Source organism: Natrialba magadii ATCC 43099 (assembly GCF_000025625.1).
Lineage (GTDB): Archaea > Halobacteriota > Halobacteria > Halobacteriales > Natrialbaceae > Natrialba > Natrialba magadii.
In genome coordinates this window covers 661,879-683,138 of the sequence record NC_013922.1, presented here as the reverse complement: position 1 = coordinate 683,138, position 21,260 = coordinate 661,879, and the positions used below count along the sequence as shown (strand labels likewise).

22 protein-coding genes and 1 tRNA gene are annotated in these 21,260 nt (G+C 63.3%); 11 read left to right on the top strand and 12 right to left on the bottom strand.

Features of this window, described 5'->3' with window-relative positions:
• Positions 1-25: 25 nt before the first annotated feature.
• From NMAG_RS03235 to NMAG_RS03225, 3 genes are all read right to left on the bottom strand, one after another.
• The gene (locus NMAG_RS03235; RefSeq protein WP_004216437.1) at positions 26-1,153 is read right to left on the bottom strand and encodes a DUF63 family protein; all 1,128 of its coding nucleotides are present in this window, start codon (positions 1,151-1,153) and stop codon (positions 26-28) included.
• 80 nt (positions 1,154-1,233) lie between these two features.
• A complete protein-coding gene (locus NMAG_RS03230) occupies positions 1,234-2,112 on the bottom strand; it encodes an inositol monophosphatase family protein (protein WP_004216434.1) in 879 nt (292 codons plus the stop codon).
• A gap of 349 nt (positions 2,113-2,461) precedes the next feature.
• Positions 2,462-2,544 (bottom strand) — tRNA-Leu (locus NMAG_RS03225).
• 213 nt (positions 2,545-2,757) lie between these two features.
• On the opposite strand from NMAG_RS03225, the gene NMAG_RS03220 reads away from it, so the two are divergent.
• Positions 2,758-3,081 carry a peptidase associated/transthyretin-like domain-containing protein gene (locus tag NMAG_RS03220; protein WP_004216432.1) on the top strand — a complete coding sequence of 108 codons (324 nt, stop codon included), beginning with the start codon at positions 2,758-2,760 and terminating at the stop codon, positions 3,079-3,081.
• An 80-nt stretch (positions 3,082-3,161) separates the two neighbouring features.
• Here NMAG_RS03220 and NMAG_RS22385 read toward each other — a convergent pair whose 3' ends face one another.
• On the bottom strand, positions 3,162-3,290 hold the full coding sequence (locus tag NMAG_RS22385) for a hypothetical protein (protein ID WP_012996396.1): 129 nt from the start codon (positions 3,288-3,290) through the stop codon (positions 3,162-3,164).
• Positions 3,291-3,520: 230 nt separating this feature from the next.
• Between NMAG_RS22385 and NMAG_RS03215 the strand changes: the two genes are divergently transcribed.
• The 6 genes from NMAG_RS03215 to NMAG_RS03190 all read left to right on the top strand — a co-directional run bounded on the left by NMAG_RS03215 (position 3,521) and on the right by NMAG_RS03190 (position 7,432).
• Positions 3,521-4,039, top strand: coding sequence for a DUF309 domain-containing protein (locus NMAG_RS03215; RefSeq protein ID WP_004216430.1), 519 nt, complete (start codon positions 3,521-3,523; stop codon positions 4,037-4,039).
• A 209-nt stretch (positions 4,040-4,248) separates the two neighbouring features.
• The gene (locus NMAG_RS03210) at positions 4,249-5,046 is read left to right on the top strand and encodes a M14 family metallopeptidase (RefSeq protein ID WP_004216428.1); all 798 of its coding nucleotides are present in this window, start codon (positions 4,249-4,251) and stop codon (positions 5,044-5,046) included.
• Positions 5,047-5,152: 106 nt separating this feature from the next.
• A complete protein-coding gene (locus NMAG_RS03205; protein WP_004216427.1) occupies positions 5,153-5,725 on the top strand; it encodes a YeeE/YedE family protein in 573 nt (190 codons plus the stop codon).
• Entirely contained in the window at positions 5,725-6,192 is a 468-nt protein-coding gene (locus tag NMAG_RS03200) for a DUF6691 family protein (protein WP_004216425.1), read from the top strand. The genes NMAG_RS03205 and NMAG_RS03200 overlap by 1 nt, the downstream gene beginning before the upstream one ends.
• Positions 6,193-6,351: 159 nt before the next feature.
• The gene (locus tag NMAG_RS03195; RefSeq protein ID WP_004216423.1) at positions 6,352-6,696 is read left to right on the top strand and encodes a glutaredoxin family protein; all 345 of its coding nucleotides are present in this window, start codon (positions 6,352-6,354) and stop codon (positions 6,694-6,696) included.
• Between the two features lie 151 nt (positions 6,697-6,847).
• Positions 6,848-7,432 (top strand): DUF7110 family protein, encoded by a 585-nt coding sequence (locus NMAG_RS03190; RefSeq protein WP_004216422.1) that lies wholly within the window; start codon positions 6,848-6,850, stop codon positions 7,430-7,432.
• Between the two features lie 97 nt (positions 7,433-7,529).
• Here NMAG_RS03190 and NMAG_RS03185 read toward each other — a convergent pair whose 3' ends face one another.
• A complete protein-coding gene (locus NMAG_RS03185) occupies positions 7,530-9,002 on the bottom strand; it encodes a hypothetical protein (RefSeq protein WP_004216421.1) in 1,473 nt (490 codons plus the stop codon).
• A gap of 639 nt (positions 9,003-9,641) precedes the next feature.
• Here NMAG_RS03185 and NMAG_RS03180 point away from each other — a divergent pair.
• From NMAG_RS03180 to NMAG_RS03170, 3 genes are all read left to right on the top strand, one after another.
• Entirely contained in the window at positions 9,642-10,733 is a 1,092-nt protein-coding gene (locus tag NMAG_RS03180; protein ID WP_004216420.1) for a DUF354 domain-containing protein, read from the top strand.
• Positions 10,733-11,848: a non-hydrolyzing UDP-N-acetylglucosamine 2-epimerase gene (wecB, locus tag NMAG_RS03175; protein WP_004216419.1), complete on the top strand. Its 1,116-nt coding sequence runs from the start codon at positions 10,733-10,735 to the stop codon at positions 11,846-11,848. Before NMAG_RS03180 ends, wecB begins: the two co-directional genes overlap by 1 nt.
• Positions 11,849-11,922: 74 nt before the next feature.
• Positions 11,923-12,894: a phosphoadenosine phosphosulfate reductase family protein gene (locus NMAG_RS03170; RefSeq protein WP_004216418.1), complete on the top strand. Its 972-nt coding sequence runs from the start codon at positions 11,923-11,925 to the stop codon at positions 12,892-12,894.
• 165 nt (positions 12,895-13,059) lie between these two features.
• Here the strand turns inward: NMAG_RS03170 and NMAG_RS03165 are convergent, their stop codons facing one another.
• The 5 genes from NMAG_RS03165 to NMAG_RS03145 form a co-directional block, all read right to left on the bottom strand.
• Positions 13,060-13,254, bottom strand: coding sequence for a DUF7333 family protein (locus tag NMAG_RS03165; RefSeq protein WP_004216417.1), 195 nt, complete (start codon positions 13,252-13,254; stop codon positions 13,060-13,062).
• Positions 13,255-13,339: 85 nt separating this feature from the next.
• Positions 13,340-14,089: a hypothetical protein gene (locus NMAG_RS03160; protein ID WP_004216416.1), complete on the bottom strand. Its 750-nt coding sequence runs from the start codon at positions 14,087-14,089 to the stop codon at positions 13,340-13,342.
• Between the two features lie 111 nt (positions 14,090-14,200).
• Complete coding sequence (locus NMAG_RS03155) at positions 14,201-15,043, bottom strand: aldo/keto reductase (RefSeq protein ID WP_004216415.1); 843 nt, start codon at positions 15,041-15,043, stop codon at positions 14,201-14,203.
• Between the two features lie 109 nt (positions 15,044-15,152).
• A complete protein-coding gene (locus tag NMAG_RS03150) occupies positions 15,153-16,664 on the bottom strand; it encodes an amidase (protein WP_004216414.1) in 1,512 nt (503 codons plus the stop codon).
• Positions 16,665-16,748: 84 nt separating this feature from the next.
• Positions 16,749-18,278, bottom strand: coding sequence for an amidase (locus tag NMAG_RS03145; protein WP_004216413.1), 1,530 nt, complete (start codon positions 18,276-18,278; stop codon positions 16,749-16,751).
• Positions 18,279-18,475: 197 nt separating this feature from the next.
• On the opposite strand from NMAG_RS03145, the gene NMAG_RS03140 reads away from it, so the two are divergent.
• Entirely contained in the window at positions 18,476-18,676 is a 201-nt protein-coding gene (locus tag NMAG_RS03140; protein ID WP_004216412.1) for a hypothetical protein, read from the top strand.
• A 32-nt stretch (positions 18,677-18,708) separates the two neighbouring features.
• Here NMAG_RS03140 and NMAG_RS03135 read toward each other — a convergent pair whose 3' ends face one another.
• Positions 18,709-20,085 carry a geranylgeranyl reductase family protein gene (locus NMAG_RS03135; protein WP_004216411.1) on the bottom strand — a complete coding sequence of 459 codons (1,377 nt, stop codon included), beginning with the start codon at positions 20,083-20,085 and terminating at the stop codon, positions 18,709-18,711.
• A 144-nt stretch (positions 20,086-20,229) separates the two neighbouring features.
• Positions 20,230-20,976, bottom strand: a complete 747-nt coding sequence (locus tag NMAG_RS03130; RefSeq protein ID WP_004216410.1) for a proteasome assembly chaperone family protein — start codon at positions 20,974-20,976, stop codon at positions 20,230-20,232.
• Positions 20,977-21,260 lie beyond the last annotated feature (284 nt).

Here is a 21,260-nt window from a genome sequence, read left to right as displayed (position 1 = left end):
ACAGTTGAGTTGTGGTCGCAGGCGATCAGACGCCGAACGTTGCCCGGAGCATGTCACGCGTTCCGGGACCGAGACCGACCGCGACGACCGTAATGAGCAGGAGGATCGTATAGCGTGGACTCTCCTCGAAGACCGTTTCGTCGAAGATCCAGATCACGAACACTGCAGCGGCGAGTTTGACCAGGAGGAACGGCCACGCTGCGCCGGTTACAGCGACGACGTCCGCCGGAAGGAGCGAGCCGGTCGTGTCAACGATCGCTTCGTTCACCGGGTGCTTCGGAAGCAGGTTGTGCTCGTGTCCGAACGCCGTCGCCCAGTCGAGGCCGATGACGTTCGCGACACCGTCGACGGCGTGCGCCCAGATGACGACCGCGCCCATGAACATCGTTCCGCGGTGGATGCCTGGCATGAACGCGTGGGTTGCCTTCCAGGTGAGCCACGTCGCGACTGTCGCACCGACGAGTGTCACGATGAGGAGCCACGGATAGAACGTCGCGTAGGGCTCTGCCCAGGCGAGATAGCCGAGGTAGCCGACCGTGCCGGTGAGCAACACCGTCCCGATCGCTCCAAGCGGGTACTCATAGCCCGGGACGTAGTCGTTGCGCTCGAGCCAGACCGAGACGACGACCGCGACGAACGCGATGAAGAACACCACGAAGTAGATGAGCGGACTGATCAGCAGGCCGGACCACGGCAGCTGGATTGCGAGCTCACCGGTTTCGCGGTAGGCGGCGACGTTCGCATCCTCGACGACACGCAGGGCTCCGCCGAAGAGCATGAACGGAAAGAGTCCGTAGAAGCCGGCGCGATAGCGCTCGATCTCGAGTCGGTCGATCAGGAAGACGATCCCGATGACACCCAGGATGAGCGTCGGGATGTAGCCGGCGTAGGAGACGAACGTGTACCCCGGTGACGCAGTTGGGCCGGCGTCAGGGCCGGCTTCGCTGGCGGGGATCTGTTCACCGTCAGCCCAGGCGACCTCGCTCCAGCCGTGGGCGTCGGCGACGACGGGACCCCAGTAGTACTGCCAGATGATATCGACGTACACCCGCTCCGGGAACGCGGTCGCGGCGAATATCACCGCGGCGGCGAGTGCGACGACGGTGAGGGCCCAGACTTTGAGCGGGCCGTACCGTTCGACGGTCTCGTACATACCCGATATGCATGGGGGCGCGTGCTTACCGTTTCCGGTTTTCTTCGTTTTCTGCTACGCCACCAACACGGAGACGGCGGTCAGTTCCCCTCGCTCTCGATCGCTCGCGCAGCCGCGAGTACCTCCTCGTGAATCTCGCTCTCGCCGTTCGATGCGACCAGTCCGTCGCTGTCGTGACGCCAGCGTTCGCCTTCGAGATCCGTCACGACGCCGCCCGCCTCGCGGATCATGCCGACGCCGGCCACCGTGTCCCAGGCGTTCGCCCGCCTGTTCGTCACGACGCCCTCGAGTGCCCCCGCCGCGACCATCGCGAGTTCGAGCTGAGCACAGCCAAAGCGACGGATGTCACCGAAGCGGGTGACGAGTTCGCGTGCGGTGGCGGTGTACTCGTCTCGCTGGTCGAAGTCCCACCAGTAGGTCGGACAGACGGTGCTGGCTTCGGGGTCGGTGCGGCCGCTGACCGACAGCGCCTCGCCGTTGCGGAAGACGCCGTCGGGGCCGAACTGGTAGGTGTCGGAAAGTGCGGGGAAGACGTTTGTCGCAGCGACCGGTTCGCCGTCGACGACGGCGGCGACAGCGGTACCGAACGCGCGGATTTCGTTGACGTAGTTGTTGGTGCCGTCGATGGGGTCGATGATCCACGCAGGGCCCTCTTCGGGGACTGCTTTCAGCGCGTCGTTCTCCTCGCCGACGATGGGGTCTTCGGGGAAGAACTCTCGAATGACGTCGATGACGGCGTCCTGGGCGTCGCGGTCGGACTGCGTGACGACGTCCGTTTTGCCGTCCTTGTACTCGATGTTGAGATCGGTTCGGAAGGCGTCGTGGGCGATGTCGGCACCGGCGGTGGCCGCCTCGGTGGCGACAGTTGCCCGACGTGGCGCTGCAGTGTCCCTGCGCTGTGCCGTTGCCCCGCTGCCCTCGCGCTGTGTTGCCGTCTCGTCGCCGTCGCGATTACTCATTGAGACTCATCGGTGTTCCGCCCTGAAAAGAGGTGGCGATTGCTACACTCCGAGCCATGGACTAGTCTCTGTGGCAGTGCTCTCGCTACTGATGTTGGTCTGCGGAGAAGTTTGCGAGGGAAGATCGCTTCGTGCTGATCTTCCGCATCTTACTCGGCACGTCTTTGTGCCTCGTTGCGATGCGAGGGGAGGGAATCGAACCATTCCCGAGAACCTGCGCCGTTGGCGCAGAACCCCGGTATGATCCGAAGTTCGCAACGCGAACTTCGAACCACGGTCGCAACAGAGTTGCTCCCTGATTCGATCCCTCCGTGCATTTTCGTTCGGCGCGGAGTGCGCCTCACTGCAATGCGAGGGGAGGGAATCGAACCCACGAACGTCTACACGAGCGGATCTTGAGTCCGCCGCCGTTGGCCGCTTGGCTACCCTCGCACGCACGCCATAGTTGGTCGGTCTCCGGGTTAAACGGTCCGGTTTTGGTCTCACAACCACCACACCCGTCTCGCCTGCGTCTGGTTTACTGTGCAGTTCCACCAGCGATCCACTCACAGACCGTCTCGAACACTGCCATCCCCACGACCACGCCCAGAACAGCCTTAAGCAGCAGGTACCGGCTTTTTTGAGAGGCTCTGTGTGGCCACATACATGGCGACCAGCAGACAACTCACCGTCGACCTCGCAGACACCGAAGCCATCATCGGCCGCCCGCTCACCATCCGCGTTCGCGACTCGAGTTGTCGCCCAGTCGAAGGGGCAACAGTCCGAACCGCAACAGGGTCGAAAACCGCGCGCACGAACGCCGACGGCTACTGCCAGCTTACCTTCCACTCACCCGGGTTCTGGCAGCTCTTCGTCACCCGTGACTCGGACGAGCGCCACACCTACCGCCCCACCACGACGCTCGTCCGTGCGATCACGGCCGGCGCGGCGACACAGCGAACGCGGCGTGCGATTGCGTGTCGGGTCTAACCTCGATTCGGCACACAGCGTCTGGGGCGCCTACTCGAGTCCCCCCAATCCCATCCAGCGCAACTCAGCACATGCCACTGCTATGGGAGCCGGGACTCGAGAACATCGGCTGCGTAGTCGGTTCGGCAGTTCGGACAGCGGTAGCCGCCGCTGACGTTCTCGTAAAGGCGCTCACCACAGCACTGACACCGTCCGTAGGAATGGATCATCTATCCGGACGTTGGACGCAACCGAAATAAACACTTCGCTTACCTGTGTCTGACACCGCCTCTGGAGTGGTCGTCAGATGCGCTGTAGCCGGGTATTTGTGGCTCAGCGCGGAGAGCGGTAGGCCGTCCATCGCGTGAGTGACCAACTCCTGACGTATCTGCGGCTGCGGATCGGGCTACATCGGGAGTCACCACTAACTCGCTCGAACTCGGAGGTGCACTCGAGTCCCATGGACGAGCACACGAACGATCCGTCGGTCGGGCCGCCGGCGAACGAGCCAACTGGATGGGTACCGGCTACGAGTGAGGCTGGGACAGGTCCGGATACCGACGGCGGCCACTGGGAACACGCCACGCTCCGCCGCGCAACCTGCCACGGCGTCCGACTCTTCAACGACGGGGCCTACCACGAGAGCCACGACTGCTTCGAACTCGAGTGGTACAACTACGGCCGCGGTTCCACGGAGAGCCAGTTCTGCCACGGCATGGTCCAGGTCGCCGCCGGCGTCTACAAACGGGTCGACTTCGGCAACGACGAGGGGTTGCGCTCGCTCTTTCGTACCGCGCTCCAGTATCTCCAGGGCGTTCCGCGAGACTTCTACGGCGTCGATCTGCTCGAAGTCCGGACCATGCTCACGAACGCACTCGAGAACCCGACCCGAGTCGATGACTGGCGGATTCCGATTGACGGCGAGCGACCGATTGCGGGGCCCGCTGACTACGAGTACGTGGCGGCACTCGAGGAGTGAGATGGTCTGTTGTGATTTGGTACCGGTAATCGCTTCCCCGGCCGAGCGGTCTTCGACAAAACGTCACAACGATCCGTCTGCGACGACGATCACTCTCGAGCCTGCAGCGCTGTTCAATCAGCCGCTTCGGGAGGAACGGCGTGTCAACGCACCGAAATCACCTTCGGAGATCGAATCTCCTTTGGGGTCGAAGCACAAATCATACCGTAATGAAAGTTGCACAGCTCGGGTCGGGAACGCCGGAGATTGCGGTCGTGGCCGGCGTTCACGGCGACGAACCCTGTGGTGTTCGGGCGGTCGAACGATTACTCGACGAGCGACCTGCGGTCAAGCGGCCGGTCAAATTGATCGTGGCAAACGAGAAGGCACTCGAGCGTCAGGTCCGCTTCGTCGATGAAGATCTGAATCGTGCGTTCCCGGGCGACCCAGACGCCAAAACCCATGAAGCCGAACTTGCAAGCGAACTGGTGAACGAACTCGACGACTGTCTGGCGTTCTCGATGCACTCGACCCAGAGCCATGCGGAACCGTTCGCGATTGTCAACGAGATTACGGAGCGGGCAACGGAGCTGTGTCCGCAGTTACCGGTAGCCGCGATGGTCGAGACGAGCATGTTCGCAGAGGGACGGCTCTTTTCCGCTGCCCAGACGATCGAAGTCGAGTGTGGACTCCAGGGGACAGAGACCGCAGCGGAAAACGCAGACCGACTCACACGAGCGTTCCTGACCGCTGTGGGTGCGCTGCCGGGAGACACCGTTCAACGTGACCTGCCGGTATTCCGGCTCACCGATGTCATTCAGAAGGAGCAGGCAGACACCTACGAGGTCTTCGTCGACAACTTCACCAAAGTCCCAGCGGGCGATCCCTTCGCGGCCGCCGATGGCGAAACGCAAATCGCTGACGAGGCGTTCTACCCGATTCTCATGTCCTCGAACGGCTACGAGGACGTCTTCGGGTACACGGCAGAGAAGCTCGATATCTTGACTACACAGCCGATCGCTGACTGACGCTCTCATCGGTCGCCACATCGGACGCCGCTCTCGGCGTCATCGACGCCTACAATTTTCCCTGCGTCTGTAGCATTTATACGCAGCGGTGCCCTTCCCGCGAGTGATGAGCATCTCACTCTCACTCTCACTCTCATTCCTCGCACTCGCGTTCGGCGACCTGTTTCCGAACGGGATCGAACACTACGCGCTCGGCGGCCTCTTCGTCGGGCTCGGTGTCGCCGTGATCTACCTCGGCACCGCAATTCCGGCCGGCGCGAGCACGTTCCTCGAGTCGACGCTATCGTACGCCTCGGGTCTCTCGCGCTTCCAGCAGTATCGTCCGTCGCGCGACTGGCGCGTCGTCTTCACCCTCGGCATCGTCGCCGGCGCGTTCGTCTACGCCGCAACGTTCCAGTCCGGACTCGTCTCGAGTTCGCTCCACCAGCCCGCGACCACGGGTGAGTTCCTGGAGGTCGGCGGTCTGACCCTGTGGCTCACCGAAGTTCAGCCCTGGCGGCTGTTCCTCGGCGGGGTTCTCATCGGTATCGGGACCCGCCTGGGTAAAGGCTGTACCTCCGGCCACGGCGTCTGTGGCGTCGGCTCCGCCTCGAGTGCCTCGTTCGTCGGGGTCGCGACGTTCCTGTTGATCGCGATCGGCGTCGCACAGCTCGTTGCGGCGCTGGGGGTGAACCCATAATGAGCGCCGAGCACGAACAGCATTCGCTGTTTCTGCCGCTGGTCTTCGTCGGCGGACTGATCTTCGGTTTCGGCCTCGGCTTTAGCCACATGGCCCAGCCGGAAGTCGTCCTCAACTTCCTCCAGTTTGAGGACTTCGGGCTCCTATTCGTGATGTTCGGTGCCGCCGTCGTCACCGGCATCACGTTCTTCGGGATCAAGCAGTTCCGCAGCACGGCTCCGCTGACGGGTGCTGTCTACGGCCGCCGGCTGAAGACCCTCGACAGGAACGTCGTCATCGGCGGCGGCATCTTCGGCGTCGGCTGGGGCCTGTCGGGTATCTGTCCCGGCGCGGCCTACGCCAGCCTCGGCGTCGGTAACATCACCATCCTCTACGGCATCGCCGGCATGTTCGTCGGCGCGTACATTCAGGGCTACTGGCGCTCTGCGAGCGCAGAGAGCGACGCACCGGCGACGGCCGCGGACTGAGTCGCCGCTGTACTGACTGGAACTGGTGGTGGCTTTTCCACTCGTCCACCCACGTCCACTCACGCCCACGTCTACTCACACCGACGTCCACTCACTCGTCACAGAAGCCACCCGTGGACGCAAGGTCTATCCCACTCACGAACATACTGCTACTCGACAATGGACTTTCCACCAAACCAGGGTCTCGATCAGGAGGAAGTCACCGAACAGGTCGAGGAAACCATCGCCGACAACGATGTCGTCCTCTTCATGAAGGGCACCGAACTCATGCCCCAGTGTGGCTACTCCCGTCGCGCGCTCGGCCTCATCTCCGAGCACCGCGAGGACTTCGAAACCGTCGACGTACTCGAGTCCCTCGACGAGTACCGCGTCGCGCTCAACGAGCACAGCGGCTGGGAGACCATTCCGCAGACGTACGTCGACGGTGAGTTCGTCGGCGGGTCGGACATTCTCGCGGAACTCGAGGAGCGCGGCGAGCTTGCAGAGACGCTGAACTCGGCGTAATCGCCGGCGGTCCGATTCACAGCTCTCTACCGAGCAACCGACTGGCTGACGACCGGCCAGGCGGACCTGTCACTCACGGTCGCAATGGCAGGTCATATAAGCCCCGCGCCCGTAGTATCACTCAACGACTGTCGCTTCACACCTTCCCACTATGTCAACAGAGGAATCCAGACACGTTTATCGGCTCCACTCGACGCTCGAACTGCCACTCGAAGATCTCCGCGACCACATCGACGAGGCCGCCTACCCGGACGGCATTGACGATGTAGAGATCACGCGACGCAACAATACGCTGATCCTCAAGGCGGTCGCCGAGGATCAGTCGGTCAGCAAGTACACGCCAACGGCCCAGTTGAAAGCGAGCGTCACGGAGAACCGGGTCTACGAGGAGGATCCGGACGAGCGCCGCCAGAAGTCCTTTAGCTGGGACGAGGAGGAAGAAGAGGAGATCGAGTCCGAACTCGTCGAGTACGCTGCGTTCAAGGGCGACCGCGAGACGGTGCTCCAGAACTCGCTGTTGCAGTACGAGATGTTCCTCGTGCTCTGTGAGATCGCATCGGCGGCCGAGAAGGGGACGCTGACGGCGATTTCGGAGCGCGACGGCGAGCTCGAAGCAACCCGAATTGTCGACGGCGAGACGCGACCGGCGGACATCGAAGTCGTCGAGGGACCACGCGACCACGGCTCCGGCGAGTCCGGTGTCAACTGGCGCGACAACAAGTTCATCAGCGACTAACGGGTCACGGACAGTTCTCCCGCTGATTCCTCGTCATCGAGTGGCGATGCTCCCTCGTCGCTCACACCTCTGGTAGTCGGCCATCTGCACCACCTGCTCACTCACCAGCGACAAGTCGATCGTACAGCTCGGGGTACTCGCGCAGCCTCGCTCGACCCAGAAGTGCGTGCAGATAGTTCTGTATACGCTCGTTCCAGGGCGTCCACGCTCCCTCTTCATCCTCGTATCCGTCCCACGAACTCCGACTCACATCTGTCACTCGGAGGTCTCCAATCCCCTGCTCGGAGAAGACAACCAGAAACGGCGTCTGATTTGCTTCGATGGTTGACTCGTACGTCGAGCGCGCTCTCCGTTGTTCGTCCAGCAGGTGACCGGGATCAAAATCGTCGTCGGCTGGTTCGATGACGAGGTTTTCGACTGCGAATTCGTGGGCTCGCCAGTCGGCCAGGCCTCGGCTCAGCCCGAGTACCTGCACCAACAGAAAGTCGTCGTCGACCGACCCGCGCCACGGAACCGGCGTTCCGGCTGGAAACACCCACCGGGCGAGGCGGTCGTGTGCGAACTCGTAGGGGCCGTAGCGCTTCCCCTCCGCATCGTCCTCGAGATACGACGACTGCACCTCGTCGCGTGTAGGCATGGACTCGAGTTCCTCGGACAACTCATCACGAACGGTTTCGAGGTGGTCGGCATGCGGGCTGGCCTCGGCAGCGTCGCCGCCATCGACGCCAACGTCGTCCCACAGGCGGTCGCGGTAGCGTTCGGCGGTTTCGACGTGGATTTCGGCCTGCAGGAGGCCGGCGGTAATGTCGCCAACGTGGCCGGGGTCGTAGTCGTCGATGTCGGGCGTGTTGTCGGTCTCATCAGCGTCTCCAGATTGATCACTCCCATTCTCACTGCCACTACCTCCACCTTTCTCATCACCGTCACCATCACCGCTCTCAGTACCAGACTCATCGAACGCCTCGAGATCAGTCCATCCTGCTCGTCCTCGTCCCACCTGCAGTTCGGACTCGATCTGGACGTACCAGGCGAGATCACGCTCCGGGTTGAGGACCGGATAGCCGTCGATATCGGCGATGACTGCATCGATACGATCGAGAAGTTCGAACGACCGCTCGGCGAGTTCCTCGAGTGTAACAGCATCCTGTTTTGCCCGTGCCTCTCCCAGGTGTTCCCCGGCGAGTTGCATCCCATACCTGGCGTTCGACAGTGCCTCGTTGTACTCACCGTCTGCGAGTGAGTCCTCTGCAGTCCCGAGCCAGCCGCCTGAACTTCGCATCCGCCGCTCGTCGGCATCGATCTCGTCCCAGCGCTCGAGTGATTCCGCCTCAGTCTCTGCGAGTAACTCGACCGCCATACGCGCGTGCGCCTCGGTTACTGTCGGCTGCCAGAGCTCACTCGGTGCGGGGGGCTTTGGATAGTAGTTCGTCGCGACATCGACCAGACTGTTCGGCAACGCCGTCGGCCGCGTTGCACCGAGTGCGACGACCGCGCTGCCGGTAAGCCCGACGCCCCCAGCGGCACCTGCGAGGAGTTGCCGGCGGGTAAGCGAGGGAGGATCGGGGACCATACTATTCGATGATGAATACTAGTTTGCTAAAATAACTTTCCGTCTGGCGTCCAAAATGCGCCACTTCGCTGTTCGCGTCCAGTATCTCCCATCTGCTGAGTGGTTCGCTATTTGCCTGCTACTCGAGTTCCTCCCTCGTCAGCGGACCGGGCTCACGAGACTGGGTGGACCCGAGCATCGGGGTGGGTCAATCCGTCCAATCAGGGAGATAAGACCGAACCGACACTTGCAGTCGAGGCGGTGAATAGCAGTGCTGCCGTTGGAGCGCTATCAGGGGGCGAGTGTCGGTAGTCGTCGTTTTCCGTCTGTAAGCACGCCGTATCACTGCGTCGGTCAGACGCCAGCAGTCGACTACCAGTCGCAGTTTCCGAAACGGACCTGTGGAGTACGGTGATGGTTCGCCCTTTCAGTCGGTTACGCATCCTGAACAGTCCGTGCAAACGCGGTAGTCAGTTCTTTCGACGCGTTTTCTCTCACGCACGGTGACCGACTGGTCACAGTTACCCTCGTCGTATTTTGGCCTGATGTATTCGAAAACAAGACTTTCAGGCCAGTCACGTGCTTCTTCTCGGTAGCGCGCTGATAACGATAGGGTCGCTACGAGAAGCCGAGAGTGCATGATTCACGAGGTGATCCGTCGTGCGCTGTCTCTTCTTTAACAACACGCCGGCACACGTCCACCTGTACAAACACACCGTGTCACGGCTCGAGGATGCGGGTCACGAGGTGCTCGTGCTCGCGCGGGGAGACGAGTGTACCGAAGCGTTGCTCTCGTATCACGACGTGCCCTACGAAACCTACGGCGACCGCAGCGACTCGCTCCAGTCGCTGCTCTGGGAGGTGCCGGCGCACCTCTCGATGATTGCTCGCCGGGCACGGCAGTTCGATCCAGACGTCGTCTTCGGAATTGGACCCTACGCTGCCTACACGGGCACGATTACGCGCGCGCCAGCGGTCGCCGTTCTCGACTCCGAGCCCTCGCTCGACCACGTGGTTTCGAAGCCCTTCGTGCGCGCAATTTTGACACCCGAGGCGTTCCGAAAGGATCTCGGCTCGAAACACTACCGGTTCCGGGGCTTCAAAGAATCGGCGTACCTCCACCCCGACGTCTTCGAGGCGGACGAATCGGTCAGAGCAGACCTCGGCGTCGACGCGGACGAACCGTACGTCATCGTCAGGCTCAACGCGTTTAACGGTCACCACGACGTCGGCAAGCGCGGGTTCTCTGTCGAGCAGCGCCGGCAGCTGCTGTCGGCGCTCGCCGACCACGCGACCGTCTTCGTCTCGGACGAGGGCGGGGATCTGGAACTCGACGATCTCGACGATCTCGACGTGCGTCCGTACGACCTCCATCCCGCCCGAATTCACGACGCGCTGGCGGAGGCAGAACTATTCGTTGCCGATACACAGACGATGGTCACCGAGGCCGCCCTGCTCGGCACGCCCGCGATCCGCTCGAACTCCTTCGTCGGCGAGGACGACATGGGGAACTTCCTCGAACTCGAGAAGCACGGACTCATCGACAACTGCAGCGAGTTCGAGACTGTCCTCGCCCGCGCACAGGAGTTGCTTACGGACGAGTCAACGGCCGAGACGTGGGCGAAGCGACGCGACAGCTACACGGAGGAGATGGTCAACCTGACCGAGATCATCACGTCCATCGCAGAGTCCTACAGCGAGCCGAGCGCACATCCAGCGACGGCCGAGGTAACGGGGGTGCGTGCGGACTGATGCGCGTCTGTTCCATCGTCGGGGCCAGACCCCAGTTCATCAAGGCCGCTGTCGTCTCCCGAACGCTTCGCGAGGTCGCCGAGGAGGTCCTCGTCCACACCGGCCAGCACTACGACGAGGAGATGTCCGACGTCTTCTTCGACGAACTCGAGATCCCCAAACCGGAGTACAACCTCGGCATCGAGTCGGACACCCACGGCCGACAGACTGCGCGGATGGTCGCGGCGATCGAGCCCGTCATCGAGGAGACCGACCCGGACGTGATCCTGCTCTACGGCGACACGAACTCGACACTCGCGGGTGCAATCGTCGGCTCGAAACGCGATGTCGCCGTGGCACACGTCGAGGCCGGACTCCGGAGCAACAACCGGTCGATGCCCGAGGAGATAAACCGCATCCTGACGGACCACGCCTCGGATCTTTGTTTCGCCCCGAGCAGGGACGCGATTCGAAACCTGACGGACGAGGGCATTACTGACGACGTCTACTGGACCGGCGACGTGATGTACGACGCCATCCTCGACGCCCGCGAGCGCTCGGCTGATCAGTCGACCATCCTCGACGACCTCGGTGTACAACCCGACGAGTTCGTCCTCGCGACGGTCCACCGAGCGAGCAACACCGACGATCCCGAGAACCTTGCGGCAATACTCGACGGTCTCACCGACGCACCCCTGCCGGTCGTCTTCCCGGCCCACCCGCGCACCGTCAACCGGCTGCAAGAACACGGCCTCTGGGAGCGCGCGACAAGCGAACTCGAGTTGATCGAGCCACTCGGCTACCTCGATTTCGTCCGACTGCTCGACACCGCAGAACGAGTGGCGACAGATTCGGGCGGCGTCCAGAAGGAGGCATTCTTCCTCGAGACGCGCTGTGTGACGCTACGCGAGGAGACCGAGTGGGTCGAAACGGTCGAGTGTGGCTGGAACCGACTCGTCGGTCCGGAGACGGCTGCGATTCGCGAGGCGCTCACGACGGATTGGGAACCGAAGTCGACTCCGCGACCGTACGGCGACGGGATGGCAGGACAGCGGATCATCAGCCTGCTTCAGCAACACCTTGCCGACAGCGAACCGGAAGAACAGCTCGAAGCACCGCCGTTAACCAGTGCATAGGATGGCCCGAGATCCCGACAGAGGTTTCCGGTCCCCCAAAGCGTTTTACCGTGGTAATTATATCTAATTACGAGATGAGCGAGAACTTCCCCGACTACGTCAGCGTCGACTACGACGACGGCTCCAGCGAGGACCCCGTCGACTATCCACACATCAACGACAAGATCGAGAAGGCGATCGAGGTCACCCGCCAGGGACTCGAGCAGTACGAGAACCCCGCGGTCATGTGGACCGGCGGCAAGGACTCCACGCTCGTCCTCTACTTCGTCAGCCAGGTCGCAGAGCGCTACGACCTCGAAGTCCCGCCTGCAATCTTCATCGACCACTACCAGCACTTCGACGAAATCCACGGCTTCGTCGACCACTGGGCGGACGAGTGGGACCTCGACGTCATCTACGCCCGCAACGAGGACGTCGGCGAGTACGTCGACGAGCACGGCCTCGAACCCGGCGACGACATCGACATCTCGGGGCTCTCCGAGCACAACCAGCACCACGTCGAGAACATACTCGAGTACGAGGAGGAGACGTTCCCGTTCCTGCTCGACACCTATGTGGGCAACCACCTGCTGAAGACGGTGGCGCTGAACAACGCGCTGGAAGAGCACGACGTCGACGGCGTCATCTCGGGCGTCCGCTGGGACGAACAGGAGGCGCGCGCCGACGAGACGTTCTTCTCGCCGCGTCACGATCCGGACATCTATCCGCCACACGACCGCGTCCAGCCCATCCTGCAGTTCGACGAGGCGGCGGTGTGGGAGGCGTTCTGGAACTTCGTCGTGCCAGACACCGTCTCGGAGTTCCCGGACGAGGGCTACGTGCCACAGAGTGATACGGACCTGCCGAACGACCTCACGCAGGACGACATCCCGGTGTCGCCGAAGTACTTCGCCGGCTTCCGCTCGCTCGGGAGCGAAGTGAGTACAGAGAAGAGCGACGAAGAACCGGCCTGGCTGCAGGACCTAGAGGAAACGACCGAACGCGCGGGCCGCGCCCAGGACAAGGAGGATCTAATGGAGCGGCTGCGCGACCTCGGCTACATGTGATGTAGGTGAAATGACGACCGGGTGAGCGATCTGTTCCTTTTGCGTCGTCCTCGACTTTCGAGTCCCATCAAGGAGCCGCCCGCTCTCGGGCGGTGTACTTCAATATCAATAAGCGCGAAAACTGCGTTCCGTGCGAACGACGGCGGCCTCAGTGACAGTGCAGGCTCAGTTCGTCGCGCGGTACTCGCCGTGCTTGATTCCGAGTACGAGCATGATCGCGCCAAAGATCACCATCGAGGGCATGACCATCATCAGAATCGTGTCTGGGGCCATCCCCATCGGCATCGTCATCAACCCGGCCGTTCCGAGCGCGATGATCAGGACGAACGCGGCGATCGTCTTCGGCAGGTCGAGTTCCATACCCGATACTTGGGACTGAAACAGCGTAACGCTATCGAAACAGACTGTTCGTTGAACGAGAAGAAACCGCAAGCGCTCGCGCCGACTACTCGGACGGGCGCACCAGGTTCGCCAGTGCGACGACGATTCCGAGGAACCAGCCAAGCGGGAAGGAGATCCCCACCCACATCGCCGCGTAGGCAGCCCCTTCGAGTTCGTAGTTCGCGCGCAGGAACTCGTTGAGTCCACCGACGTGGAGGACGTTATCGAGCGCCCAGGCCGCGAAGTCGTAGCTCGGTTCGAGCACGACGCCCTCGAGTGACGGCGTGACGAGCGCGGCGACGACCGGCGGCAGAAACAGCGCCGTCATCGCGAACGGGTAGGCAAACAGCACGGAGACGGGTCGGCCGCCGACCTTGGACGTGCCGGCCGCGAGCGCGGTCGAAATCGTCGCGACGGCGCTTGCGGCACCGATCGCGATGGTCTCTTCGACCGGCAACTGGAGGTGTGCGATCACCGTCAGCGTCCCCCAGACGAGCAGCGCGATGGCTGTCACGCCGACGATGCCGAGGCGGGTTCGCGTCGAGTCGAGTTTCGCCGCATAGTAGCGGGTAGCAAAGCCGATGACGGTAAGCGGGTACAGGATCAACAGCCCGAGCGTGCCGAAGGCGCTCCAGGCGTAGTAGGCGATCTTCTGTGGAAGCGTCTCGGGACGCCACTTCCCCATCACGGAGTGGCCGCGACCACGCTGTCGTGGAAAGACGAGTTCCATCCAGGCACCGTGTAACTGATCGAGGTCGGCTCTGATCGCGCCGACGATCCCGCCACCGCCACCACGTTGCGTGCGGGTGGACATACCTGAGCCAAAAAACTGACGTACCGTAAACTTTCCTCCTTTCCTGTTTTTCCGCTCCATGTATATGTCAGCATAGTAGTACATATACACTCAGCCTGACTACCCGGCGACTCAGTTCCAGGGACCGAAGTCTGGATCGACCTTTCGGTCCGTCTCGTCGATTGCGTCAATCGTCTCGATGTCCTCCTGGTCTAACTCGAGTACGAGCGACTCCCAGTTGTCTCGGATGTGTTCCTCGCCGGTCGCTTTCGGAATGGCGGTAACGCCCGTCTCGCGTAGCCAGGCGAGGCTGACCTGCGCCTCGCTGACGTCGTGTTTGTCAGCAATCTCCTGAATCTCGGGCTGGTCGAAGACGTCGCCGCGAGCGATCGGCGAGTAGGCGACGACTTCGATATCGTGCTCTGCGCAGGCGTCGCGAATGTCCGCTTGAGGAAGCAGCGGGTGCAGTTCCACCTGATTTGCGTGAATCGGGGCGTCACAGCGCTCGACGGCCTCGTCGAGTTGCTCGGGCAGGAAGTTACTCACGCCGACGTTCTCGATGAGCCCCTCCTCGTAGAGTTCCGAGAACGCGTCCAGCGTCTCCGCCGGGTCGTACGTTCGGGCCGGCCAGTGGACGTACAGCAGGTCGACGTAGTCGACGCCGAGACGGTCGATGCTCTCGCGGGCCGTCTCGAGTACGTCGTCGGACGCGAGATTCGAGAGCCAGACCTTGGTCGCGAGGAAGACATCCTCGCGGTCGACGTCGGCTGTGGCGATTCCCTCGCCGACGGCTTCCTCGTTGTCGTAGGCCTGGGCGGTGTCGATATGACGGTAGCCCATCTCGAGTGCGGTGCGAACGCTTTCGGCGCACTCCTCGGGCGAGTCGTTCTGCCAGGTTCCCAGGCCGAGCATCGGCATGCCGGCTGCGGTCGGACACGTCTCTGGTGCGATTTGGTCGGCGTTGTCGGCTGCCATATCCGACGGGAGGAACGGGATGCGAAAATGGATTGGGGTTGCGGCGGCGTGCAAAGACAGTGTGTGAGCGCGTGCCACCGGCTTTTCGCACAGTACTGTCGCCCCAGCGTCAGTCGTACAGGTGGTCCCAGGGACGCTGGGACTCGAGTACCGTGCTCCCGGCGAGCACGGTATCGTCTCCGAAGCGGGGGCCGACGAGCTGGAGTCCGACGGGGTGTCCTGCCTCCGTGAGCCCGGCAGGTGCGGAGGCGGCGGGGTGGCCGGTCCAGTTGAACGGCCAGGTGAGCGGCCACTCCCAGGCTTCTGCGTCGAGGTCTTCGTGGAGGCCAACGTCGGCGCGCGAGAGGGTTGGCGTCGCGAGCAGGTCGTACTCGGACAGCACCTCCTGTACGGCGTCGAAGATGGCTGTCCGGGCGATATCCGAGCGGGCGATGTCGGCGGGGCCGTACTGCTCGCCCAGTTCGAGCATCCGGAGCAGGCTGTCAGTAACTGTCTCGGGGTGCTCGCGCAGGTCGATCCCGTGAGACTCCGCGGTGACGGTAGCGCTCTCGAGCATCGAGGTCGTGAACGTCGGGATCACCGCCTCGATGAGTTCGTCCAGTTCGTAGCCGTGATCGACAGCAACCTCCTCGACGGTGGCACCTGCGTCCTCGAGCGACGCCACCGCGTCGTCGACGACTGTGCGAACCGCGTCCGTGACCGGGAAGACGTCGAGAGCCGGGCTGTAGGCGATCCGCAGGTCGGTTGAGGGCTCCTGCACAGCGTCCCGAAACGCGATATCGACGGGAACGCTCTCGGGGTCGTCCGGATGGTGGCCAGCCATCTCTGAGAGGAGCGCGGCAGAGTCGGCAACCGTGCGCGAGAGCGGCCCCTTCGTGACGTGGTGGCGCGCCCGGCCGAAGCCATTGGGTCTGCTGACCGAGGGCACGAGACCGAACGTCGGCTTGAAGCCGTAGACGCCGCAGGCGGCTGCCGGAATGCGAAGCGAACCGCCCGCGTCACTACCGGTCGCGACAGGTGTCATCCCCGCTGCGACCGCCGCCGCGGAGCCGCCGGAAGAGCCGCCCGCGTTCAGTTCGGTGTCGATCGGCGACGCCGTCGCCCCGATCACGTCGTTGGTCGTCGTCCCCTTGTGGCCGAACTCGGGCGTGTTCGTCGTCCCGAGCACGATCGCACCGGCCTCCTCGAGTCGCGCGACGGTGACGGCCGTTTTGGGTGCCACGAAGTCGGAAAACAGTGCCGAGCCGAAGGTGTAGGGCAGGCTCTCCTTCAGCGAGCCGAGGTCCTTGAGCGCGATTGGGACGCCGTGGAGGGGGCCGATCTGTTCGTCGCCGTCGTCGCCGTTTCCGCCGTCGCTGTCGTCGCACCCATCCGGGGCGTCAGCCTCGGCGGACTCGAGTACCCGGTCCGCTTCGGCGGCTGCCTCGCGCGCCTCGTCAGCGCAGACGGTGACGAAGGCGTTGATCTCGTCGTCGCGCGCGTCGACTTGGTCGAGGTGTGCCTCGACTGCCTCGGTGGCGGTTACCTCACCCTCCCTAATGCGACTCGCGAGTTCGGTCGCCGACAGCCGCGTGAGTGCCGCCTCGCCGATCCCAGCCGTTTCGTAGCGCTCGCGTGACATACCCGTATTGTCTCACGAACTGGAATATACGTTTGCTCGGCCCGTCGGGCTCGTCGGGCTCGTTGGGTTCGTCGAACGGATCGCCTACTCGAGTTCGAGTGCCCCGAATCGCGCTGGCGGCATCCGATTGTCCGTCGCCTGCTCGAACGCGTACGCGAGTTCGAACAGCCGCGGCTCGGCGAACGCCCGGCCGAGTAACTCGAGTCCAACCGGGAGCCCGTCGTCGGTGAACCCGGCAGGGGTGACGATGGCGGGCAAGCCAGTGTGTGCCGAAAGCTCGCAGTTCATCTCTTCGAACGGCTGGTGGTCGTCGACGGTGATCGGCGGAACCGTCGAGGGCGGGTATAGCAAGGCGTCGAGGTCGTGCTCCGCGAGCGTCGCCAGAACCGTATCGCGGAGTTCTCTGCGACGTTCGAGTCGGCGGAGGTAGCCCGTGTTGTCGTCGAGCGAGTCCTGGTCGGTTCCGAGGATGTCGCCACCCTCGAATCGGGCCTCGATCGACGGCGCAAGTTCCCCGGAGTCGACGACGGCCGCGAGCGACTCCTGTGGGGAAGCATCGCCGAGCGTCTCGAGATACCCGTCGAAGTCCCGCGCAAACTCGTATGCGAGCACGCGAGCGCTCAGGAGCCAGTTCGTGTCGACGACGTCGACCGGATCGACGATCGTCGCGCCGGCTGCTTCGAGGTCGTCGATGGCGTCCTCGAGAACGCTCGTCACGGCAGCCGCGTCGTCCTCGGAGACGGCGTCGTACTCGTCAGCATCGCCCTGGAGTCCGAAGAACTGCCGGGCGATCCCGATTCTGGCATCGTCGAGCCCGTCCGCATCGAGGTGGGCGGTGTAGCCGTCGTCGGGAACCTGTCCGACGCCTCTGGCCGTGACCGGGTCCTCGGAATCGTAGCCGGCCATGACCTCGAGCAGTCGTGCGGCGTCGTCGACGGTTCGTGCGATGGGGCCGGGCGTGTCCTGCGTTTCGCAGAGGGGGACGAGCCCGGTTCGGCTGCACAGGCCTCTGGTCGGTCGAACGCCGACGAGATCGTTGAACGCGGGCGGTGAGCGATTCGACGAGCAGGTGTCGGTGCCGGTTCCGATGAGGCCCAGGTTCGCGGCGATAGCCGCGGCTGTGCCGCCACTCGAGCCGGACGGCCGGTGCTCGAGATCGTAGGCGTTTCGCGTCGCGCCGCCGAGCGAACTGATCGTGTCGACACCGAAGGAGAGTTCCTGCAGGTTCGCCTTCGCAATGATGATCGCACCGGCCTCCCGAAGCTGGTCGACGATGAACGCGTCCCGCGACGGCTGAGAGTCTGCGAGCGTCGTCGAGCCCGCGGTGGTCGGCATGTCGTGGGTGTCGTGGTTGTCCTTAATGATCGTCGGAACGCCGTGGAGCGGCCCGACGAACCCGTCGCGATCGAACTGTGCGTCGAGGTCGCGCGCACGGTCGCGAGCCCGGTCGTTCACCGTCAGGATCGCGTTCAGCTCGTCGTCGTAGGCGTCGATTCGTGCCAGGTAGTGCTCGACGAGTTCCTCGGCGGTGACCGCGCCGTCGGCCATCGCGTCGTGAACGGCTGCGACGCTGGTCTCGAGAACGTTGAACGAATCTGTGTGGTGTGTGGGCATCTGTGAGTGGTGTCTATCGAGTCGTCTCGGAGAAGGAACCTGAATCTATCGTCCGCGGGGTGACATGCCACGGCGCGGTCTGGCTGTCGCGTTCCGATGATAGCTCGGTGTTGCCAACCGTTGTAACGCACTAACAGCCACCCACTCGGCACGTGCAGGCTACTCGCGTTTGGCCGCGGGGCCCGTTCGCTGAACCGATGACAACGACAAACACTCGAGTCGACACGCTCTCGAAGGCGAGCACAGCGACGACGGTGATCGACGCGATGATGGAATTCATGCGCGGCCGACGAGCAGGCGGGCTCTTCCTCCTCGGGGCTGCCGCTCTCTCCTCGCGAATTCCGGGCGTCGGGACGGCTGCCTCGCTGCTGTTGCGTGCGTACCGGCGGCTCCGATAACGGTGCTGTAAGTCGAGAGAAGCAGTTTCGCGTTAGTACTTCGGCTCAGCGCCGCTGATATCGTACACTCGATCCAGCACGCTATCGCGCTCCGAGCGCCAGGCGTCGAAGTGGTCGGGGCTGTCCGGATAGCTGTCGTAGACGCCCTTGAGCGAGCCGGCGGCCCGCTGGACCTTGTAGAGGTCGTAGAGCGTATCCCAGTGACCGAAGGTCTTGATCAGCGTCTTGAGCTTGAGGCCGAGGCTCATATCGGCAGTCCCCTTCTTGCCGATCGCGTCGACGAGCTGTTGGCCCGGCATCGCCGTGAGGATCGAGACGAGGTCGTCCAGTTCCTGTGCGGTGCCGAAGATGTTGTAGAGGTCCATCGCCGCGAAGCGCTTCCCAAAGTCCGTCTGGACGCGCTGGTTGTACTCCCAGAGGGCCGCCTCGCTCACGTCGCCGTCGGAAATCGCGTCGACAGCGATCTTCGCCGCCCAGTGGCCACCTTTTGCGGCACCCGGAATACCACCGCCGGTACAGGGGTTGACGTGCCCCGCCGCGTCGCCGACGGCCACGTAGCCGGGGTGAACCGCCGAGTCGTACGGCCGGCGGGTCGGGAGGGCGGCACCGAGTTTGTTCTTCACCGTCGCGTCCTGGAACTCCGCCCGGTTGGCGATGTCGTCTTTGAGCACATCGACCAGTTCCATCGGCTCCTGGCTCATCTGGAAGCCCAGTCCCGCGTTGATCTCCGTTGCCGAGCGCGGGAAGTACCAGAGATAGCCCAGTTCCTCGGTCGGCTTGAAGACGAGCGCGTCGTCCCACTCGACCGGCTCTGGCACCTCGAGTACCTCGCGGTAGGCCGAGCAGAACTGCGAGTAGTTGACGTTGGTGTCGAACGACGACGCCGAGAGGTCCGCCTTATCCTGCAACACCGAGAGCGCACCCGCACCGTCGATGACGATTTCAGATCGGTACTCGAGTGCCTCGCCGTCCCGAATCGCAGTCACACCCTCGACGGTGCCGTTGGGCTGGATAACGTCGTTGACGACGGTGTTGTAGTGGATGTCGACGCCGGCGCGGTCGGTTTCCTCCAGGAGGATCTGGCCGTACTTCCAGCGGTCGACAACGCCGCCGGTCTCGTTGAACGGGATGTCGAGGCGCTCGTTGGTCTGTGGGTTTTCGAAGATGGCGCGTTCGATCCCCTGGTTGGTGAACGCCTCGTCTTTGAGTCGTTCACGATCGAGCACGTCGGGGAAAGAGCTCTTCCCCTTGATGCCGTCCCCACAGGCGATGTAGCCCCCTTCCTCCTCGGTTTTGCGCTCGAGGAGGACGACGTCGAGCCCCTCCTTGGCAGCGGTCGTCGCAGCGAAGCAGCCGGCAGTTCCCCCGCCGACGACCACGATATCGTAGGCCTCGGTAGCCGAAGTCATCTCTATTCTCGTTGAATGGTATCGGGAACTAAAAATACGTGGGAAGTGTTTTGACGCCGCCGGAACGACGGGATTGCGCGGATCATCGCCTTCTCCGGAGACGAAGTCGCCGCTTCAGGTGCTACTAGGGCGGTAGAGTCCGAGTTATTGATACATCCGAAGCGGCTGTGCCTGCGTGCTCTGTTCCTGTCCGGCGGCCTGCATCTGTTGTGCAAGCTGCTCGCGTTTCTCACGGATCTCCTCGGCGTGGTCGAGGAGTTCCTGTACGTCGACCGAGAGGTCAGCCAGCGGCGCGATAGCGTCCTCGAGAAGCACGCTCGCCGCTTCAGGGTCGGGGAACTGCGGGTTGCACTCGATGACGAGTCCGAGGCTGTCGTAGCCGGCCTGTGCCGCGTGGTTGATGAGCGCGCCTGTCGGACCGGTGACGACGCCGTCCTCCGGTGGAACGTCGATCTCACGATCGTCGAGGAGATCGGGTGCGCTCCCCGTTCCGACGCCGTAGAGATCTGGCCGCTCGCCGGTGTCTCGATCGGCTGGCAGCCCACTCAGGTACAGCGGCGTCGCATCGTGGTCGATGAGCCAGCTCGTCACGCACTCGGCGACGTTGTCGAGCGCCTCCGGTCGGATCGGCGCGTCGCTCTGTAGCGCGAGTAAGTCGTGCTCCTCGCTGGTATAGAGCCGGACAGGTGGCCGAGCGGTTCGGTCACCACCTCGGTAGACGCCAATTCGAGGCAGCCCCTGGCAGTGGACGCTCGCGTAGTAGCGCATATCGAATTCGTCGACGAGATGGTCAGTCGCAATCTTGCCGACGAGTCCGATTCCTGGGAAGCCCTCGACAAAAGTGGGGTCCTCGAGATCGGCTTCCGGTCCCTGCAGACTGATTCGTGCCATGTGGTGGCAGACACTCCGTGCCGGCATAAAAACGACGACGCTGTCAGCGGCCGAAGCGGACGGGGTGGGAGGAGACAGGACGGATAGGACAGATCAGGACGGGTCAGGACGGGGTGGGGCGAGGCAGGACTGATAGGACGGGTCAGGACGGGGTGGGGCGAGGCAGGACTGATAGGACGGATCCGAACGGGGAGGTCGGGTCGTGGCGGGGAGTGTGGAAGGAGACGTGGATGGGGCAGGGACGGGCCGACCTTCGAAACCCACAAACGCCAGGCAGCCAAATC

What these genes read in the sequence shown, in the direction of transcription:
- NMAG_RS03205 (WP_004216427.1), top strand. Translation starts at nt 5,153, where the DNA reads ATGAGCATCTCACTCTCACTCTCACTCTCATTCCTCGCACTCGCGTTC.
- NMAG_RS03220 (WP_004216432.1), top strand. Translation starts at nt 2,758, where the DNA reads ATGGCGACCAGCAGACAACTCACCGTCGACCTCGCAGACACCGAAGCC.
- NMAG_RS03170 (WP_004216418.1), top strand. Translation starts at nt 11,923, where the DNA reads ATGAGCGAGAACTTCCCCGACTACGTCAGCGTCGACTACGACGACGGC.
- NMAG_RS03150 (WP_004216414.1), bottom strand. Translation starts at nt 16,664, where the DNA reads ATGTCACGCGAGCGCTACGAAACGGCTGGGATCGGCGAGGCGGCACTC.
- NMAG_RS03185 (WP_004216421.1), bottom strand. Translation starts at nt 9,002, where the DNA reads ATGGTCCCCGATCCTCCCTCGCTTACCCGCCGGCAACTCCTCGCAGGT.
- NMAG_RS03215 (WP_004216430.1), top strand. Translation starts at nt 3,521, where the DNA reads ATGGACGAGCACACGAACGATCCGTCGGTCGGGCCGCCGGCGAACGAG.
- NMAG_RS03190 (WP_004216422.1), top strand. Translation starts at nt 6,848, where the DNA reads ATGTCAACAGAGGAATCCAGACACGTTTATCGGCTCCACTCGACGCTC.
- NMAG_RS03130 (WP_004216410.1), bottom strand. Translation starts at nt 20,976, where the DNA reads ATGGCACGAATCAGTCTGCAGGGACCGGAAGCCGATCTCGAGGACCCC.
- NMAG_RS03230 (WP_004216434.1), bottom strand. Translation starts at nt 2,112, where the DNA reads ATGAGTAATCGCGACGGCGACGAGACGGCAACACAGCGCGAGGGCAGC.
- NMAG_RS03165 (WP_004216417.1), bottom strand. Translation starts at nt 13,254, where the DNA reads ATGGAACTCGACCTGCCGAAGACGATCGCCGCGTTCGTCCTGATCATC.
- NMAG_RS03200 (WP_004216425.1), top strand. Translation starts at nt 5,725, where the DNA reads ATGAGCGCCGAGCACGAACAGCATTCGCTGTTTCTGCCGCTGGTCTTC.
- NMAG_RS22385 (WP_012996396.1), bottom strand. Translation starts at nt 3,290, where the DNA reads ATGATCCATTCCTACGGACGGTGTCAGTGCTGTGGTGAGCGCCTTTAC.
- NMAG_RS03145 (WP_004216413.1), bottom strand. Translation starts at nt 18,278, where the DNA reads ATGCCCACACACCACACAGATTCGTTCAACGTTCTCGAGACCAGCGTC.
- wecB (WP_004216419.1), top strand. Translation starts at nt 10,733, where the DNA reads ATGCGCGTCTGTTCCATCGTCGGGGCCAGACCCCAGTTCATCAAGGCC.
- NMAG_RS03235 (WP_004216437.1), bottom strand. Translation starts at nt 1,153, where the DNA reads ATGTACGAGACCGTCGAACGGTACGGCCCGCTCAAAGTCTGGGCCCTC.
- NMAG_RS03160 (WP_004216416.1), bottom strand. Translation starts at nt 14,089, where the DNA reads ATGTCCACCCGCACGCAACGTGGTGGCGGTGGCGGGATCGTCGGCGCG.
- NMAG_RS03195 (WP_004216423.1), top strand. Translation starts at nt 6,352, where the DNA reads ATGGACTTTCCACCAAACCAGGGTCTCGATCAGGAGGAAGTCACCGAA.
- NMAG_RS03140 (WP_004216412.1), top strand. Translation starts at nt 18,476, where the DNA reads ATGACAACGACAAACACTCGAGTCGACACGCTCTCGAAGGCGAGCACA.
- NMAG_RS03135 (WP_004216411.1), bottom strand. Translation starts at nt 20,085, where the DNA reads ATGACTTCGGCTACCGAGGCCTACGATATCGTGGTCGTCGGCGGGGGA.
- NMAG_RS03210 (WP_004216428.1), top strand. Translation starts at nt 4,249, where the DNA reads ATGAAAGTTGCACAGCTCGGGTCGGGAACGCCGGAGATTGCGGTCGTG.
- NMAG_RS03155 (WP_004216415.1), bottom strand. Translation starts at nt 15,043, where the DNA reads ATGGCAGCCGACAACGCCGACCAAATCGCACCAGAGACGTGTCCGACC.